Origin of the sequence: Vibrio sp. V39_P1S14PM300, from assembly GCF_009904765.1 — a bacterium.
Classification (GTDB): domain Bacteria; phylum Pseudomonadota; class Gammaproteobacteria; order Enterobacterales; family Vibrionaceae; genus Vibrio; species Vibrio proteolyticus.
In genome coordinates this window covers 1-16,330 of the sequence record NZ_WXWP01000274.1, presented here as the reverse complement: position 1 = coordinate 16,330, position 16,330 = coordinate 1, and the positions used below count along the sequence as shown (strand labels likewise).

Annotated in this window: 13 protein-coding genes; 6 read left to right on the top strand and 7 right to left on the bottom strand. The window is 49.4% G+C overall.

The window, feature by feature from the left end:
• Nucleotides 1–91: 91 nt before the first annotated feature.
• A complete protein-coding gene (locus tag CAG65_RS13950) occupies nt 92–1,639 on the bottom strand; it encodes a DUF3360 family protein (RefSeq protein ID WP_161454032.1) in 1,548 nt (515 codons plus the stop codon).
• A gap of 595 nt (nt 1,640–2,234) precedes the next feature.
• Here CAG65_RS13950 and CAG65_RS13945 point away from each other — a divergent pair.
• The 5 genes from CAG65_RS13945 (at nt 2,235) to CAG65_RS13925 (ending at nt 8,320) form a co-directional block, all read left to right on the top strand.
• Nucleotides 2,235–3,005: an ABC transporter ATP-binding protein gene (locus CAG65_RS13945; protein ID WP_021704128.1), complete on the top strand. Its 771-nt coding sequence runs from the start codon at nt 2,235–2,237 to the stop codon at nt 3,003–3,005.
• A gap of 89 nt (nt 3,006–3,094) precedes the next feature.
• Nucleotides 3,095–3,865, top strand: a complete 771-nt coding sequence (locus tag CAG65_RS13940) for an ABC transporter substrate-binding protein (protein ID WP_161454031.1) — start codon at nt 3,095–3,097, stop codon at nt 3,863–3,865.
• A 91-nt stretch (nt 3,866–3,956) separates the two neighbouring features.
• Nucleotides 3,957–4,697: an ABC transporter permease gene (locus CAG65_RS13935; protein WP_021704126.1), complete on the top strand. Its 741-nt coding sequence runs from the start codon at nt 3,957–3,959 to the stop codon at nt 4,695–4,697.
• 2 nt (nt 4,698–4,699) lie between these two features.
• Nucleotides 4,700–5,377, top strand: a complete 678-nt coding sequence (locus tag CAG65_RS13930) for an ABC transporter permease (protein ID WP_021704125.1) — start codon at nt 4,700–4,702, stop codon at nt 5,375–5,377.
• Between the two features lie 144 nt (nt 5,378–5,521).
• Nucleotides 5,522–8,320, top strand: a complete 2,799-nt coding sequence (locus CAG65_RS13925; protein WP_161454030.1) for an ImpA family metalloprotease — start codon at nt 5,522–5,524, stop codon at nt 8,318–8,320.
• Nucleotides 8,321–8,355: 35 nt separating this feature from the next.
• On the opposite strand, the gene xthA is transcribed toward CAG65_RS13925, so the two are convergent.
• Entirely contained in the window at nt 8,356–9,162 is an 807-nt protein-coding gene (gene xthA, locus CAG65_RS13920) for an exodeoxyribonuclease III (RefSeq protein WP_161454029.1), read from the bottom strand.
• Nucleotides 9,163–9,400: 238 nt separating this feature from the next.
• On the opposite strand from xthA, the gene CAG65_RS13915 reads away from it, so the two are divergent.
• Nucleotides 9,401–11,518 carry a methyl-accepting chemotaxis protein gene (locus tag CAG65_RS13915; protein ID WP_161454028.1) on the top strand — a complete coding sequence of 706 codons (2,118 nt, stop codon included), beginning with the start codon at nt 9,401–9,403 and terminating at the stop codon, nt 11,516–11,518.
• 41 nt (nt 11,519–11,559) lie between these two features.
• Here the strand turns inward: CAG65_RS13915 and CAG65_RS13910 are convergent, their stop codons facing one another.
• Genes CAG65_RS13910 through dinG form a run of 5 tightly spaced genes read right to left on the bottom strand, consistent with a single transcriptional unit; the run spans nt 11,560 to nt 16,322 of the window.
• Entirely contained in the window at nt 11,560–12,705 is a 1,146-nt protein-coding gene (locus CAG65_RS13910; protein WP_161454027.1) for a ribosomal protein uL16 3-hydroxylase, read from the bottom strand.
• A gap of 3 nt (nt 12,706–12,708) precedes the next feature.
• Nucleotides 12,709–12,873, bottom strand: coding sequence for a pleiotropic regulatory protein RsmS (gene rsmS, locus CAG65_RS13905; protein ID WP_021704120.1), 165 nt, complete (start codon nt 12,871–12,873; stop codon nt 12,709–12,711).
• A gap of 2 nt (nt 12,874–12,875) precedes the next feature.
• On the bottom strand, nt 12,876–13,424 hold the full coding sequence (priC, locus tag CAG65_RS13900; RefSeq protein ID WP_040902268.1) for a primosomal replication protein PriC: 549 nt from the start codon (nt 13,422–13,424) through the stop codon (nt 12,876–12,878).
• Nucleotides 13,421–14,200, bottom strand: a complete 780-nt coding sequence (locus tag CAG65_RS13895; protein ID WP_021704118.1) for a sulfite exporter TauE/SafE family protein — start codon at nt 14,198–14,200, stop codon at nt 13,421–13,423. The genes priC and CAG65_RS13895 overlap by 4 nt, the downstream gene beginning before the upstream one ends.
• 46 nt (nt 14,201–14,246) lie before the next feature.
• Nucleotides 14,247–16,322: an ATP-dependent DNA helicase DinG gene (dinG, locus tag CAG65_RS13890; RefSeq protein ID WP_161454033.1), complete on the bottom strand. Its 2,076-nt coding sequence runs from the start codon at nt 16,320–16,322 to the stop codon at nt 14,247–14,249.
• Between the last annotated feature and the right edge of the window lie 8 nt (nt 16,323–16,330).

The following is a 16,330-nucleotide window of genomic DNA, read 5'->3' as shown; positions in this document are numbered from 1 at the left end:
AAAACCTGCAAACCTTAAACTAAATCAATAAATACTAAAAAAAGTTGATAAAAAGTGGGTAGCGATAGACACCACCCACACATTTTTTTAATCACAGCCAAGCTTTGATGCCATATTGGCTCTCAAGCATACCAACTGCAAGCATAGCAACTAAACAGATAACAAGTACGCTTACCGGGATCACAATCTTGTCGACAAATGACAGACGAGCCGCGCGCTCTTTGTCACCAATTAAGCCGTTGTTATCTAATAGCATCGTGAGTGCCCAGGCGAGGACAGGGTTAACGACTGCAGAACCAAAGATACAGATGCCTGCTGCTTGTGAGTCTTTCGAGTCTTTCACCATCTGCATGCCTGCTTCCAGTAGCGGCAGAGATACGCCCACCAGCAAAGCAACGCGCATGACAGGTGGCCAGACTGCAATGTCCATAGGGAAACCAAGGATCGCAATGATCATCACCAGCAGACCAAGAAGAATGGCACCACCAGGGATAGGACGTTTTGCAATGGCGGCTGGGATCATGTAAGTCCCCCAAGAAGAGGTAATGTTACCCCCACCGACAGCGGTACCGACCATTTGGCGGACAGAACACATGGTCATGGTGTCATCCACGTCCATCAACACTTTTTCAGTCTTTTTAGGGTAGTTCAGCTCTTGGAAGATGCGATGGCCAAGGAAGTCTGGTGACCACATTGCGACAGCAAGAATCGCAAACGGTAATGATGCAATGAAGTGTTCCATGTTAGGTAGACCCAGCATCCAACCTTCTTCAGTGCTGCCCCACCAGTAAACTGGGTTGAGGTTTGGCAAACCTGTCTCAGTCACAAATTTGATATCAAAACCGGCACCGAGTACCAGGGCAATAACAAGACCAGTGAAAGCACACACAGGAATTGCCAGCCAGCGCTTGTTCACTTTGGCAAGGAACGCATAGAGCGCGATAGTGACCGCAAGTACGATCAGGCCAACGTAACCCATGCTACCCGCTTCAACAGTCGATGATTGCAGGCCGACCGCCCAATCCTGGATAGAGGTAATCTGGCTCATGGTGCCTGTCAGACCAAGGAAGATAAGCAAGCCACCGGCAGTACCTTCAGAGGTGAGGTTCACCAGTTTGGAACCACCTTTAAGAAAGCTAAGCAGAAGACCGAATACGCCGATGAGGATTGCCAATGCAAGAGGGTGAGCACCAGCGAGAGCTATGGTACCGATAAGAGGGATCATTGGACCGTGGTTACCAGCCAGGTTGGCTTTAGGGTTAATAAAACCAGAGGCAAGCACACAGAAAAGAAGTGCAGGGATGAGCATTTCTACACGGGCAACTTCGATAGCGAAGTCTTTACCCAGATTGACATGATCCCATGCAGCGGTAAGGCCCTCAGCCCAAGACATCATCACCGCAGAGTACATTGCGATGATACCGATTGTACCTGCAAGCGCAGGGACCAGGTCTTCAAGTTCAAAACGGAAGTCGCGGCCTGGCAAGTTGAGACCAAAGCGACGTGGTTTCATGATTTGCAGTTCATGGTCCAGATAGTCTGAACGGCTGGCAAACTCGGATGCCGGACGGTGCAGCTCACGGTAGCTTTTGTCCTCAATGTCCGAATCAGAGTGCGGTTTCTTAACGGCGTCTGACATAGATTCCTCGTATCAAAAATAAAAAGTTCATTGGTTTTGTTGTTATTCGCTTCCTGCGGCATGTCTGAACGGCGTATCAGGCACGAGGTTCGTCGTGCTTAATGGTAGTCAACCGTGGCGACAATGCTGGCCTCAGAGGGCTTTTATCTTGTTGGCGAGTGTAGCTTGCTTACCCTAAAGGGTGATTGATTTAGATCAGCTTATGAAAGAATGTGAAAGAAAACTACACAACCTATAATCAACATGAATGAACACAAATTGAACGGCGTAGTTTTTTTACAAAACGTGATGTTAATTAGACGCTTAGACAAGAGATTTTGTTGTCGCAGCCGGATATAACCTCAAAGGGTGAGGAGGGTCTTGTTTTTATCAATTTGTTAATAAGCATGATGGCGAGAAATGTTTTGTTGATGTGGGTTTTATGCGGGTTTATAAGTTTAAAATGCTAATTTATGAATTGTTAGTCATATAAAGTGGCATAGTATCCAGAAATGACAGGTTAATAATTTGTTGCGTAATTCTTTTTGGGGTGCTAGTTTGTAGCGAAATGCAGGTGGGAACTGCATAAAAACTGCATACAGGGAGTAATAGCGCAATGAATGATGTACCAGCGCTGAATATTAAGGATCTGCACAAAACCTTCGGTCAAAACGAAGTCCTGAAAGGCATCTCACTGGAAGCTCATAAAGGTGATGTCATTTCCATCATCGGCTCTTCCGGTTCAGGTAAAAGCACCTTCCTTCGTTGTATCAATCTACTCGAAACGCCTACCGCAGGTGAGATCTGGGTAAACGGTGAGTTGATTCAGATGAAAAACAACCGTTCCGGTGAATCTGTCCCTGCTAATGAAAAACAAGTTCAGCGCATCCGTTCGCGTCTGGCGATGGTTTTTCAGGGATTTAACCTCTGGTCGCACATGACCGTGTTGGAGAACGTCATTGAAGCTCCGGTTCACGTGTTAGGTGTGCCTAAAAAAGAAGCGATTGAAAAAGCGGAAGTGTTGTTGAAGAAAGTCGGTCTTTACGAGCGTAAAGACTACTATCCTGGACACTTGTCCGGCGGTCAGCAACAGCGTGCGGCGATTGCTCGCGCATTGGCGGTTGACCCAGAGGTGATGCTGTTTGACGAACCGACCTCGGCACTCGATCCTGAGTTGGTGGGTGAAGTATTGGGCGTGATGAGAGATTTGGCAGAAGAAGGGCGTACCATGCTGGTGGTTACACATGAGATGGCCTTTGCCCGTGATGTGTCTAACCACGTCATGTTCTTGCATCAAGGACTGGTGGAAGAGCAGGGCGATCCAGCGAGATTGTTCACAAATCCTGAATCTCAACGACTGCAACAGTTTATTTCGTCTATCTATTAAATAGACCTTTTCAGCTGCGCGTGTTCTCAAGGCGTGCCGCAAATACACAACATGAATAAACAAAAAATTACAATCACAGGAGTATGGAAATGAAAAAGTGGTTACTTGTTGCAGCACTCGCTGCTACTGCATCAACCGGTGTCGTTCAGGCGAAAGAATGGAAAACAGTTCGCTTCGGTATTGAAGGTGCTTACCCTCCATTTAGCTGGACTGAAGCGGATGGTTCGCTGAAAGGATTTGATGTCGACATGGCGAACGCGCTGTGTAAAGAGATGCAAGTGGAATGTAAGATCGTTCCCCAGGATTGGGACGGCATTATTCCTTCACTGCTGGCTCGTAAATACGATGCCATTATTGCCGCGATGTCGATCACCGAAGAGCGTAAGAAGAAAGTCGACTTTACTGGAAAGTATGCGCAGATTCCGAACAAGTTCATCGCGAAAAAAGGTGCTAATCTGAATTTCGATAACCTGGATGGTGTAAAAATTGGTGTTCAGCGTGCTACGACGCACGATAAATACCTGACAGATAACTATGGTGAAAAAGTTGAAATCGTACGTTATGGCTCATTCGATGAAGCGTATCTGGATCTGGCTAATGGCCGTATCGCAGCGGTTTTGGGTGATGCATCTGCACTGGAAGAAGGCGTGCTGAACAAAGCTGGCGGTGAAGGCTACGAGTTCGTTGGTCCTTCGTTGACGGATCCTCAGTGGTTTGGTGAAGGCATGGGTATCGCTGTTCGTAAACAGGATAAAGACCTGACTCAGAAACTGGATGCTGCCATTCTTTCCCTGCGTGAAAAAGGCATCTATCAGGATATCGCAGCGAAATACTTTAACTACGACGTATACGGCAAATAAGCCGTAACGTGATTCCGGCTGCTGGTTTCTGTTCCTAGAGGTATCCGGCAGCTGGTTTCAAGTTTTGAGTTTAGGGATCAGGAACTCACCTATGCTGAATTTACAGGGATATGAAGCCTCTATCCTCAAAGGGGCCGTTCTGACGATAGAAGTTGCTGTTCTGTCGCTACTGCTTGCTATGATACTCGGTATGCTCGGTGCGCTGGCGAAATTGGCGCCGTATCGCTGGGCACGAGCTATCGCCACTCTTTACACCACCATCATTCGCGGTATTCCCGATCTGGTTTTGATGATGCTTATCTTCTTCGGCGGCCAGATCATGTTAAACAACAGTTTGTACGCTGTGAATGAATGGCTCAACAACTGGTTTACAGCCAGTGACCCGAATCACGAGTGGGTCTCCTACCTGCCTGACTACATTGATGTCAGCCCGTTCATCGCGGGTATTCTGACCATCGGCTTTATTTTTGGGGCTTACATGGCGGAAACCTTCCGTGGCGCGATCATGGCTGTTGATAAGGGCGAGCTGGAGGCGGCAAAAGCCTATGGCATGAGCTCAGCACTTGCGTTTCGTCGCATTCTGTTGCCGCAAATGATTCGTCACGCGCTTCCGGGGTTCGGTAACAACTGGTTGGTGCTGCTCAAAACGACGGCGCTGGTATCGATTATCGGTCTGGAAGACATGGTTCGTATGAGTTCTTTGGCTGCGGGATCCACCAAAATGCCCTTTACTTTTTACATGGCGGTGGCGTTGATCTTCCTCTTCTTTACCAGTGTTTCAACCGGTTTGCTGAAATTGGTTGAGCGCAAGTTCAGTATTCACGCGAGGTAGATATGGATTTTTCTCTGATTGTCGATAGTTTTCCTATCTACCTGAGCGGGTTGTGGACCACAGTTTGGTTGGTTGCATTGGCCTTGGTCATCGGTTTATGCGTGGCGATTCCATTGGCCATCGCCCGAAACAGCCCCAACTATTTTTTTAACGGGCCGTCCTGGGCGTTCATTTACTTTTTCCGTGGTACACCGCTTTTGGTGCAGTTGTATCTGATTTACTACGGTATGGATCAGTTTTTTCCGGTCAAAGACACCTTGTGGGAGAATGCCTGGTTCTGTGCTTTGGTTGCGTTTGTACTGAATACTTCTGCGTATACGGCGGAAATCATTCGGGGCGCGATCAATGGGTTGCCGAAAGGTGAAGTGGAAGCGGCAAAAGCCTATGGGATGAGCACATTTAAAACTTATCAGCGTGTGGTACTGCCAAGTGCGTTGCGTCGTGCGTTGCCAGCTTACAGTAATGAAGTGATCTTCATGCTGCATGGCAGCGCGGTAGCGGGCATCATTACCATCATGGATCTGACCGGGGCTGCTCGATTGGTGAATTCACGCTATTACGCGCCATTTGAATCCTTCCTCACGGCGGGTATGTTTTATATGTGTCTGACGTTTATTATTTTGTGGTGTTTCAAATACGCTGAAAAACGTTTCCTGGCCTATTTGAGGCCGAGAAGTTAAGCGCAAAAAAGCCGATACACCGTTGTGTATCGGCTTTTTTATTGGAAGCGGGGTGGCATTATTGAGTCAGAGTTTTCTGATAACTTGAGTATTGCACTTTGTTTCGTAGACTCGCAGTATTTTGCATTAACTTGAAGTGTGACCATGCTGCGACGTTTTATTTTCCTCATAATCGGTGTGTTGCTGTTTGGCTGCGGTGGATCCGATGGCTCTGACAGTAAAAGCGACCAAGGTAGCGCCACCACCATCACTCCATCGGGCGACGATGGGTCTCAATCGGAAGCGGATGCGAGTCCTTTACCGGACTCACAATCCCGGCTTGAACAGGCGCTGTCTTCGGGCCATGCCTTACTGGTCGCAGATCCCAACCAATTCATTCAGGAAAGCCGGCGCTATGTCGCGGAGCTGGCTGTAGAGTATGACGCCATCAAAGCACAGTTATCTGGAGTATCGGATGGTCAGTCGCTTGATGGCTTGTACTGGGATCCAACCCATGATGCGGCGTTGCTACAGGCTCAATTTGGCTTCAATACGCCCATCTTGATGACCAACAAAGCCATGGTCAGTGGCTACGACGACCAGAAAATGACGCTGGGCGTGGCAGGAGAGCAGTCCTCCGCGCGCTACGCCGTGTTAGGCAGTAACCCGTTTCGCACTAGTTTTATGTCGCCATCCAGTGTCAACGAACCCATGCACCAATGGCTGGACAATCTGATTGGCTGGCTGACGCACTCAACGTCCGGCAACAAGATGCGAGTGGTGCTGGCGCAGCTGGATCAATCTTATTACTTCAAAGACGAACAAGGCACAAGAGCATGGCTGGACGCTCGCTATCCTGGTCAAGTCAGCTACAACGAGCAGGACGCATGCGACGGTCAGGCTTTGGCGGCCTGTTTGAGCGCTGACCCGGATTTATTGATCCTTTCGCAGCATTCGACGGCTGGCGCCAGTGCACAGGTGGTAACCAGTGCGGTAAAAGAGGCCATGGCGCGAGGCATTCCGGTGTTGTACCTGCATCTGAACGGGCACATGGACCCGCTGGGTGAGGCGTTATTTGAGCTTTTGCATGTGCGTTATGTTGGGGACAATTATTGGCGAAAACTGGGTGTTGATGGCTGGGATGCGACAACACTGAATGGCTACTTACCAGAAGATATTCAGGCTCAGCAGACGCTGCTAGCGCGTTTCGAGTCCGGTGACTTTGGTGTCGACCTGTCTCAATGTGACGATAAAACTTGCGCCGCAGCGTCGCAGATGGATGGGCAGTTTTATCAGGCAGTAACGTCAATCCAGCAGCAGTTAATGGCGCTGGATCGTCAGAACATCGATCTGTTTGCTTCTGAGGATTATCGCTACGAGAAACTGTTGTTGCTGCTGGCAGATCATTATCGTCATCATGTCCGTTTTCCGATGGATAAGCTCACCAGTGCGGACGCTGACTTCTTACGAGCTTACTTCGCTGACTATACGCAGTACTACTCACGTGACGTCAATCCGGCACAACCTGATCTGGGCAACTTTGGTCGCAGTACCTTTCCTAATGTGGCACGCATCACTCAGGAGGTGACGCTTAATGCCAAGCGCAATTTTCGTGCAGCAGGCGTGTATGCTTTTCCGGGGGAAACTGTGGTGGTGACACGACTGGATGATAGCCCGGTCGCCACCGCGGTGGCATTCAATACTCTCAGAAGCGGCGCGACACATGAATTTTCCGACCAGGGGTACAAACGACCCAAGTTTCTTACGTCGCCGCAGTTCCCGTTAGAGCCAGGCCAAAGCATTCGCCTCACGTCAGCGTACGGTGGGCCGCTTCAGGTGCATTTTGATGACAATGACCATTCTGTCCGTTTACGCTTTGAAAACATCGGACTGCATCCAATCTGGCGTGGCAGCGAAGACAATCAAACGTTTATCGACGCGCTGAATGCAGACCAATACGACTGGGCTGAGTTGATCACCGCAGGTTTTGAAGTCCATTCGACGGCAAATAAAATGAAAGAATCGCTCAATGCGGTTACCTGGCCGACGCCAGCGGACATGGCGATGGCGACCGAACGCTATGTCAGTAACTTGCCTCATGCTCTGGCAGGCTTCCAAGGTCCGGGAATTGATAACATCAGTGACATTTACGATTTCGGTCAGGCCCAAGGCTGGCAAATAGACACCATAGATATGGTGAAACACATGAACGCCGATCAGGCTAACTGTGGTTATGGCTGTTCAGGAAATCCTTACGATGCGTATTGGGCATTTAACCCGGTGGGGCATGGTGATTTGCACGAACTGGGCCACGGTCTGGAAAAAAGCCGCTCCCGCTTTGAAGGCTGGGAAGGGCACGCCAGTACCAACTTCTACTCTTACTACAGCAAATCGCGTTTCTATCAGGAAACAGGTCAGGATCCGGATTGTCAGTCTCTCGACTTCAAGGCGTTGTTTGAGTTGTTGCAGAGCAGTCGCAACCAACCGGATCCACAAACGTTTATGCAGCAACAAAATTTGACTGGTTGGAGCTGGGGCGCGCGTATTTATATTCAGATGATGATGTCAGCGCAATCGCAGCATGTCGTCAGCAATGGCTGGCACTTGCTGGGGCGTCTGCACTTGCTAGAACGCGAGTTTAATCGTCTTGATAACTCGGTTGAGGTGTGGAACAGCGGCCGGGCAAGTATCGGCTTTGCTCAGTACACGCTGGACGAAGCCAAAGCGATGAGTCGCAACGATTGGCTGCTGGTGGCATTGTCTAAGGTGGCCACACGCGACATGACCGCTTACCTCGAAATGTGGGGTTTTGCTTTTAGTGATAAAGCGAAACTGCAGGTCAGCAGTAATGGGTATGCTGCTATGCCGTTGCAGTTTTTTGCCACATCCGAGACGGGATATTGCACCACGGAGTTCGCAACACGTCCGGTCAATGTTGATGGTATCGCTCAGTGGCCTTTGTAAGGTTCATAAAGGGAGGCTTATGCCTCCCTTTGTTTTTAGCGAAAGACTGACCAGATCGGAGCGTGATCTGAGGGCTTTTCGATACCACGCAACTCATAATCGATACCCGCTTCCTGACATTTTGCCGCCAGTGATGGCGTTGCGAGGATCACATCAATACGCAGACCGCGGTTATCGTCAAAGCCTCTGGAACGATAATCGAACCACGAGAACTGATCGTCGACGCCTGGGTGCAGTTTACGGAAGGTGTCTTCAAATCCCCAGTCAAGCAAGGTTTTCAGCCATTCACGCTCTTCCGGTTGGAACGAACATTTGCCGGTTTTGAGCCAGCGCAAACGGTTTGGTTCACCAATGCCGATATCGAGGTCGATCGGGCTGATGTTGATGTCACCCATGACGATCACCTGCTCATCCTGAGTATGGAAATCATTGAGGTAGGTCATCAGATCTTTGTAGAACTGGCGTTTATAAGGGAATTTGGTTTCATGGCTGATGTTGTCGCCCTGCGGGAAGTAGCCGTTCAATACGGTGACTTTTTCGCCTTGTTCATTGAGAAACGTCGCCATGATCATGCGTTTTTGATGTTCTTCGTTATCGGTCGGGAACCCTTTACGTACTTCGATTGGCTCCTGCTTACATAACATGGCAACACCGTAATGTGCTTTCTGACCATGAAAGTAGACTTTGTAGCCCATCGCTTCAACCGCTTCAAGCGGGAACGCTTCGTCGTGAACCTTGATTTCCTGCAATCCGATCACATCCGGCTGGTGTTTATCTATCAGAGCCTGTAACTGATGCAGGCGTGCACGCAGGCCATTGATGTTGAAACTGATAACTTTCATTTTCTATCCTTTTGTACGCTTTGTTTCGATGGTAACACAGAAGCTCGACTTGAAAATATTCCCCTGAGCTTCGTCGCGGACGTTTTAAACACTTAATTGATGTTTAACATTTTTATAAACTTTCGATTGATATAAAAAAACAATGTGGTCTAATTTATAAACAATGCAAATTGCCGGTGTAGAACCTAAACGCTGGTAAAGCGCTTTCAGATCATTTAGTTTGCGATAAGGATGTTGTATGCGAACGCTTTCAGTACAATGGAAAATCACGCTATTGGCAGGATGCTGCCTGTTACTGACTTCTCTCTCTTTGGTCGGATTTTCCGTTTATAACGCCGTCACGAATCAACAAATCATTAAAAAACAGAGCTCGGCTTCGGTGGCAGAGAAATCCAGTCAGTTACTTGAAACTCGGGCTCTGCTCAATGCAACCGAGGTAACGGAATATTTAAATGAAGCGATTTACCGCTCAGAAATGTTGGCGGCCAATGCTCTGTTTACCAAAACCAATAGTGAAGAAAACTTTGGTGCCAGTGAAGATTTGCGCACGGCCTTAGACGAAATGGTTCGTAAATCTGTGATCAACTTTGAGTCGATTCGTGGCGCCTATCTGGTATTTAAACCTCAGATGCTGGATGGGGAAGACAACAACTATGAAAATGCAGATTACGTCGGTTCAAACGAAGCGGGTCGATTTGCTGCATACTGGCAGCAGTCGGTTGATGGTGAGAATGTCTTACCTCATGTCCTGTCTGAACAAGCGATCAACGACGCCGCCAACAGCGAGCGCTTTTTCTGTCCTTTATCGACTGGCGATACCTGCGTGTCTACTCCCCGTTTGGTGGAAAGTGAGCAGGGCACGGTGCTGACGGCATCGATCTCTGTACCGATTTCCATTGATGACACGCCGATAGGCTTTTTTGGTATTGATCTGAATCTTAACGGACTGTCATCGGTGGCCAGCGCCTCTGACGCCAGTCTGTTTGCTGGACAGGGACAAGTTTACATTGTCAGTTTGAGCGGTGCACTGATTGCCAGTGATAATTCAGCGTTGAAAGCGGGTGACCCTTTCAGCAGTAAATCGCTTCCCTCAGACAAGCTTACCGATTTGTTGTTTGGTGGAGAAGTGGCCAGTTTTTGGAGTGAGGATCGGCGCTGGCTGACCGTCTTTGCACCGATCAAAGTGGCAAACCAAACCTGGGGAGTTATTTTCCAGATGCCGGACAGCAGCGTCCTGGCGGATGCCAACTCTCTGGATTCGACCATCAGCCAGCAAGTTGCTGGTGGTGTGCAAACCGAGTTAATTGTGGGAGGTGTACTGGTATTGCTGGGGTTAACGGTCATCACTTTGTTGGCCATACGTATTGTCAGACCCATTCGTGAAGTGGTTCACCGCCTGGAAGACATCGCGTCCGGTGAAGGGGATCTGACCCAACGCCTGGAAACCCATTCAGGGGATGAAATTGGTCAATTGGCGCAGGGATTCAATCGATTTTTAGATAAGTTACAGGGCACGATACGCCAAGTGGTCGACAGCACGCACCAGGTGGCGGCGATCTCTGAGCAATCTAAAGTAGCCGCACAGCAAACGCGCAGTAGCAGTGAGGCTCAGTTTAAAGAAGTTGACATGGTGGCCACTGCCGCCGAAGAGATGACCCAAACCGCGGGCTTGGTTGTCAGCAATGCGGAAGTGGCCGTTGAAGCGGCGGAATCCGCTCAGCAGTCTGCGGACACCGGTCAACAAGTGATTGGCCGTTCGCAGCAGGAGATGATGAATCTGGTCGAGCGCATGACCCGAGCAGTCCCCATCGTCGAAGAGCTGGCGGCAAACAACGCGAACATTACCGATATTCTGGCGGTGATTGAAGGCGTTTCAGAACAAACGAATTTATTGGCTCTGAACGCGGCAATTGAAGCTGCGCGAGCGGGCGACCAAGGTCGGGGATTCGCCGTCGTGGCGGATGAGGTACGCAGCCTGGCCAGCCGGACTCAGGATTCGGTGGGGGAAATTCGCGACGTGATCGATAAAGTACAACGCGGAACTCGCGATGTGGTGGAGGCGATCCAAGAAGGCAATCTGCTGGCGAATCAGTCCGCGAGTCAGGTGAATGACGCAGTGGCTGAGTTGGAACGCATTCTGCGATCTATCGCTTCCATTCATGATATGAACAGTCAGATTGTTAAAGCGGCAGAAGAGCAACAAGCCGTCAGCAGTGAAGTGAATCAAAGTGTGGCTAACATCCGTGAACTCAGCGCTACGATTTTGGATCAGGCGGGAGAGTCTGAGAGTGTCGGGGCAGAGATCAGTCAGATGTCGGAACGCCAGCAGAGTCTGGTGTCACAATTCAAAGTTTAGATCTGCGATGTAAAAAAGGAGCCTTAAGGCTCCTTTTGTAATCAATATTCTGGAAAGTACCAGAATCCTTTATTGACTAACTGAGTCAGTAACTGAAACGTTTCGAGTGACTGATGGCTCTCCAGATCGTCCAGAGTCACACTGTCCTCATTGCACAAATGTTGTAGCAGCGGTGCCTGGTCGTCAGTAACATGAAAGACTTCGCCATTAATAAAGGCCGTCAGAGGCTCGTTTTCATGATAGAGCGCGCGAAGCCCGGAGACTTTGTACAGCGCGTCGCCTGCATACAGGTTGCTCTGGATTTGTTCTTCAAGATACGGCTCTTCTGGCTCTACCACATCCAACTGATGACGAGACTGACTGAGCATACAGCCCATGAAATGACGAACTGTCTCCGGCGAGCGCAATGCAGCATTTAGCATGGTATCCAGTTGCGCCAGATCCGTCTGGCTGATAGCGCCGTGCGCCTGACGTGCCTGCAACTCGGGGTTGTGCAGGTGGGCATCACCCATATCGTGCGCCAGTACATAGTCGGCGAAATTACTCAACAGCTCTTGTTCTTTGGGTGAACGGAACCCAACCGAATAGCTCATGGACGCTTCCAGCGTTTGGCCTTCATGTGGGTAACCGGGGGGAATGTAAATAATGTCGCCCGGTTCGAGCACATCATCAATCACGGCATCAAACCCTTCGATTTGACGCAGCGCATCTGTGCGGCATTGTTCCTGGTATTGCCCTTCGTCCAGCGCTCCTACTCTCCAGCGACGTTTGCCTTGGCCCTGGATAATAAATACATCGTATTGATCAATATGTGGGCCGACACCGCCACCGGGTGCTGAGTAACACACCATGACGTCATCAAACAACCATTGAGGCATGGCTTTGAATGGCTCAACGAGTTGAGCGGCGCCCGGATGCCAGTGGTTGGCGGCCTGTACAATGAGTTGCCAGTGGCTCTCGCCCAACTGAGTCAATTTTTCTTCGTCAAATGGGCCGTGTTCCGCACTCCACTGACCATCGAGATTAGAAACAAAGCGAGAATCGATTTCTTTTTCCATGGTCAGGCCAGCCAGTTCATCCGGACTGATGGGATCGACGAAGTCTGCAAATCCGCCTCGGATAACGACGGGTTTTTTTTGCCAGTACTGGCTCAGGAATTGGTCTAGAGAAAAACTAAGTTGGAGCATAATTTATGAGCTTCTTTCAGCGAGTTGGTTTTCCAAATCCGATTTAACGATGTCGAGTGCTTTCAGCGCAACTTCAGGATCGATTTGGTTAGATTCGAGCAAATAGATAAGATCAACCGCCAGTTTGACTTCTTCTGGCGCGTTTTCCAGTGAATTAGGGTCTGACATGACTACTGATGCTTCTCCCGGTAGGTGATCTGTTTTTCCAGTTTAACTTTCGCTTCCTGGCATCGTTTCAGACGTTGTTCTGTGGCAAGTAACGCCTTTTGCACTTCGTGCTGTTGGAACGAAGGTGCGGTGCTTAACGCACGTTCCTTTTCTCGGACCATATCAATCAGTCGCCGTTCCCATTCCTGATGCTGAGCCAAATCTTGGTATAGCTCATTTATCGGTTTGCGGAAATGATGGTGATGTCGAGGCGCGTTTTTGCGGATGTTTTGTGTTGAGAGCTCGCGCTGAATGGCGCTGATCTGAGCGAGTAAGTGCTCGGTCAGATATTCGGCACGTCCGGCGGTTAGCATACCGGCCTGCTCTTCTCGCAAAATCGTGTCGAAGGTTGACTTCGCTTCTTCTGCGCATGGCACCAACAGGCGGCCTTTGCAACGAAACAGGCGCTCGTCAAAAAGTGGTTGATACTGTTCGCCGCGCTGGCGATCCAGTTGCGCGGCATCCAGTGCCAGTTGTGTCAGCGTGCTGCTTAACTGTTCAAATTTGCTCATATATTTACGAACCACGCATCATAAGCGAGTTTGACGGCAAGGATGCTGACGACGCTGACGAAGATTGGACGGATAAACTTGGCTCCGAAACGAATCGCAGAATGTGCACCGACAAACGCGCCAGCCATCAGGCAAACGCCCATGGTCAGGCCCAGCACCCAGTCTATATGACCAAGAATGGCAAAAGTAATCAGAGAGGTAAAGTTGCTGGTAAAGTTCATCGCTTTGGCAACGCCGGATGCCAACAGAATGTTCAGACGATAGAGGGCCATGGAACTGACCGTCCAGAAGGCGCCCGTCCCAGGTCCGGCCATCCCATCGTAGAAACCTAAAATCAGCCCCTGACCGTACTGTTTTTTGTGGAACTTACCGCAAGGCGGTGGGGTGGCATTATGGCTGACCGACGGCGTTTTGTGCCAAATGGTGTAAATCGCCGCTGCCAGAATAATCAATGGCAGAACTTTTTCTAACCAGTCCGTGCTGATCATGTCAACAAACAGGGTGCCGAGCGCCGCCCCGATCAAGGTAGCAATAAAAGCTCGAAACCAACATTTTGGCTTAAACAGCTTTTTGCGATAATAGGTGAATGCAGCCGTGGAGGAGGCAAACGTCGCGGCCAGCTTGTTAGTACCCAGTGCGATATGAGGTGGCAATCCCAAAGAGAGCAGGGCAGGTACAGTCAGCATGCCTCCGCCTCCGGCTACGGCATCAATAAAGCCGGCCAGAAATGCTACAAGCGCTAAAACGATGAGCAAGCTCGGCTCAATTAATTCCATAAATCTCTTTTAATCTGAGGCATCACGGCATCGATACGCGATGTGGTTAGTATTCGATAGTTCGCTTAAAAGGCGGCAAAGAGTCTAGCAGAGCTTTGCCGTAGCGTTTCGTAATGATTCGTCGGTCAAGGATGACGACTCTACCAGAATCGCGCTCCTTACGCAGCAGACGACCTACGGATTGTATCAGCTTTTTGCTCGCTTCCGGGACGGTGATCTGCATAAACGGGTTGCCGCCCCGAGCTTCGATGTACTCAGAGTGTGCTTGTTCAACGGGTGAAGTTGGAACGGCAAAGGGGATTTTAGTAATGATCAGGTTCTCCAGCAATTCTCCTGGAAGATCTAATCCTTCAGAAAAACTGCCTGTTCCAAATAAAATACTGGTTTTTTGACATTGAACCAGCGTTTTATGTTTATTTAGAATTTCTGTTCGGGACGAAGTGCCTTGTATTTGTAGAGACCAGCCCCTTTTAACGAATTCTGTTGATAGCGCATCGGCGACCTGATTCATCTGCCAATAGGAAGCAAACAACACAAGGTTGGCCCCACGGTCTTCGATCAGATCGGGCAGTATTTCCACCAGATAGTCGGTAAACTGTGGTGCCTGAGGTTCGTATTTGAGCTTCGGCAGATACAGTTCTCCCTGATTTTGGTAATCAAACGGTGAGGCCAGAGCCAGAAAACGGGTTCCATACTCTTCTTTTTGGCTGATTCCGGCTTGATGACAAAAGTAGCTGAATGAATTGAGCGCTCGCATCGTTGCCGAGAGCAATATCGCTCCCACGCAGCGACTCCAAAGCTGTTGATCGAGCTGCCATCCTATTTCCAAAGGGGACACGTTGACGATAAAATCGCCTTCGCGATCGGGGCTCAGTTCAAGCCAGCGCGCCAACGGGGCGCCTTTTTCCCGTTTAGGCTCTGCCATTAATTTCCAGACCTGAGCAAGGTTATCCATACGCTGAATGTAAAAGCCCAGTTCAGCCAATGCGGGCTCGGCCAGACGATTCGCTAACTCACCATCTTTTACCCGTTCCGCTATCAGATCGGCAATTTTTGCTACTGCTTGCGCGCCTTTTTGAGAATACCGTTTTAGTTCTTGTGCTTCTTTTTCCAGCCAGTCGGGAAGATCGCCGTTTTCAAAGCGATAAATCTTATCTTCAAAATGAGTGGGGTCGAACTGACGAGCCAACTGATTGAGCGATGGAATTAAAACTTGTGCTGAGTCCTGAACTTCACTCAAAAACCGGTTAACTCGTTTCGCGTCAGCCAGGCCGGCGAATTTTGACACCGTTTGATTCAGTCGTTCCAGCCAGGCCGAAGCGCCTTTCAGGCTGGCTGCTGCAGAGGCATGGTCACGAGCTACATGTGGCAGATGATGAGCTTCATCAAACACATAAATGGTATTTTCCGGTTCAGGTAGTATCACGCCACCACCTAAATCACAATCCGCCATCACCAAACTATGATTGGCAATAATAACGTCGTTTTTATCCAGTTCAGAGCGCGCTTTTTGGAACGGGCAGCCACGATGGGCTGGCATACTGTTATTACAACTGTGTTTATCACTGACGATCAGTTGCCAGAGTTCATCCGGAATGGACTTTGGCCAAGAGTCTCGGTCGCCGTCCCATTTTCCCTGAGCCAGGCTACGATACATCGTCTCAAGTAACTCAATGTCTTTCTTTTTGGGTTTGGTTTCAAACATGGCCATTTGACCGCCATCGACACCGCTGGCGGTCGCGAGTTTTTCGGCACAACAGTAACGTTGACGTCCTTTGGCAAGAATGAATGAAAACTCTTTATCGGTGAGGCGACGATAGAGGGGCAAATCCTTGTTGACCAGCTGTTCTTGTAAAGCAACGGTGGCCGTAGAAATGACCACTTTGCGATTGTTGAACAAGGCTACGGGGATTGCAGCCATTAAATAGGACAGGGATTTACCGATGCCGGTTCCGGCTTCAGCCACCAATATGCGATTTGATTTGTGATACTCACCACATAACGTCTTGGCGATTTCCGCCACCAGATAATTCTGAGCGCGACGAGGTACAAAGTTATCCAACTGCTCTTTGAGGTTCTGATAGCAGTGGTGAATGTTTTTTTGAATGTTACTGGTTAGCATATTGTGAC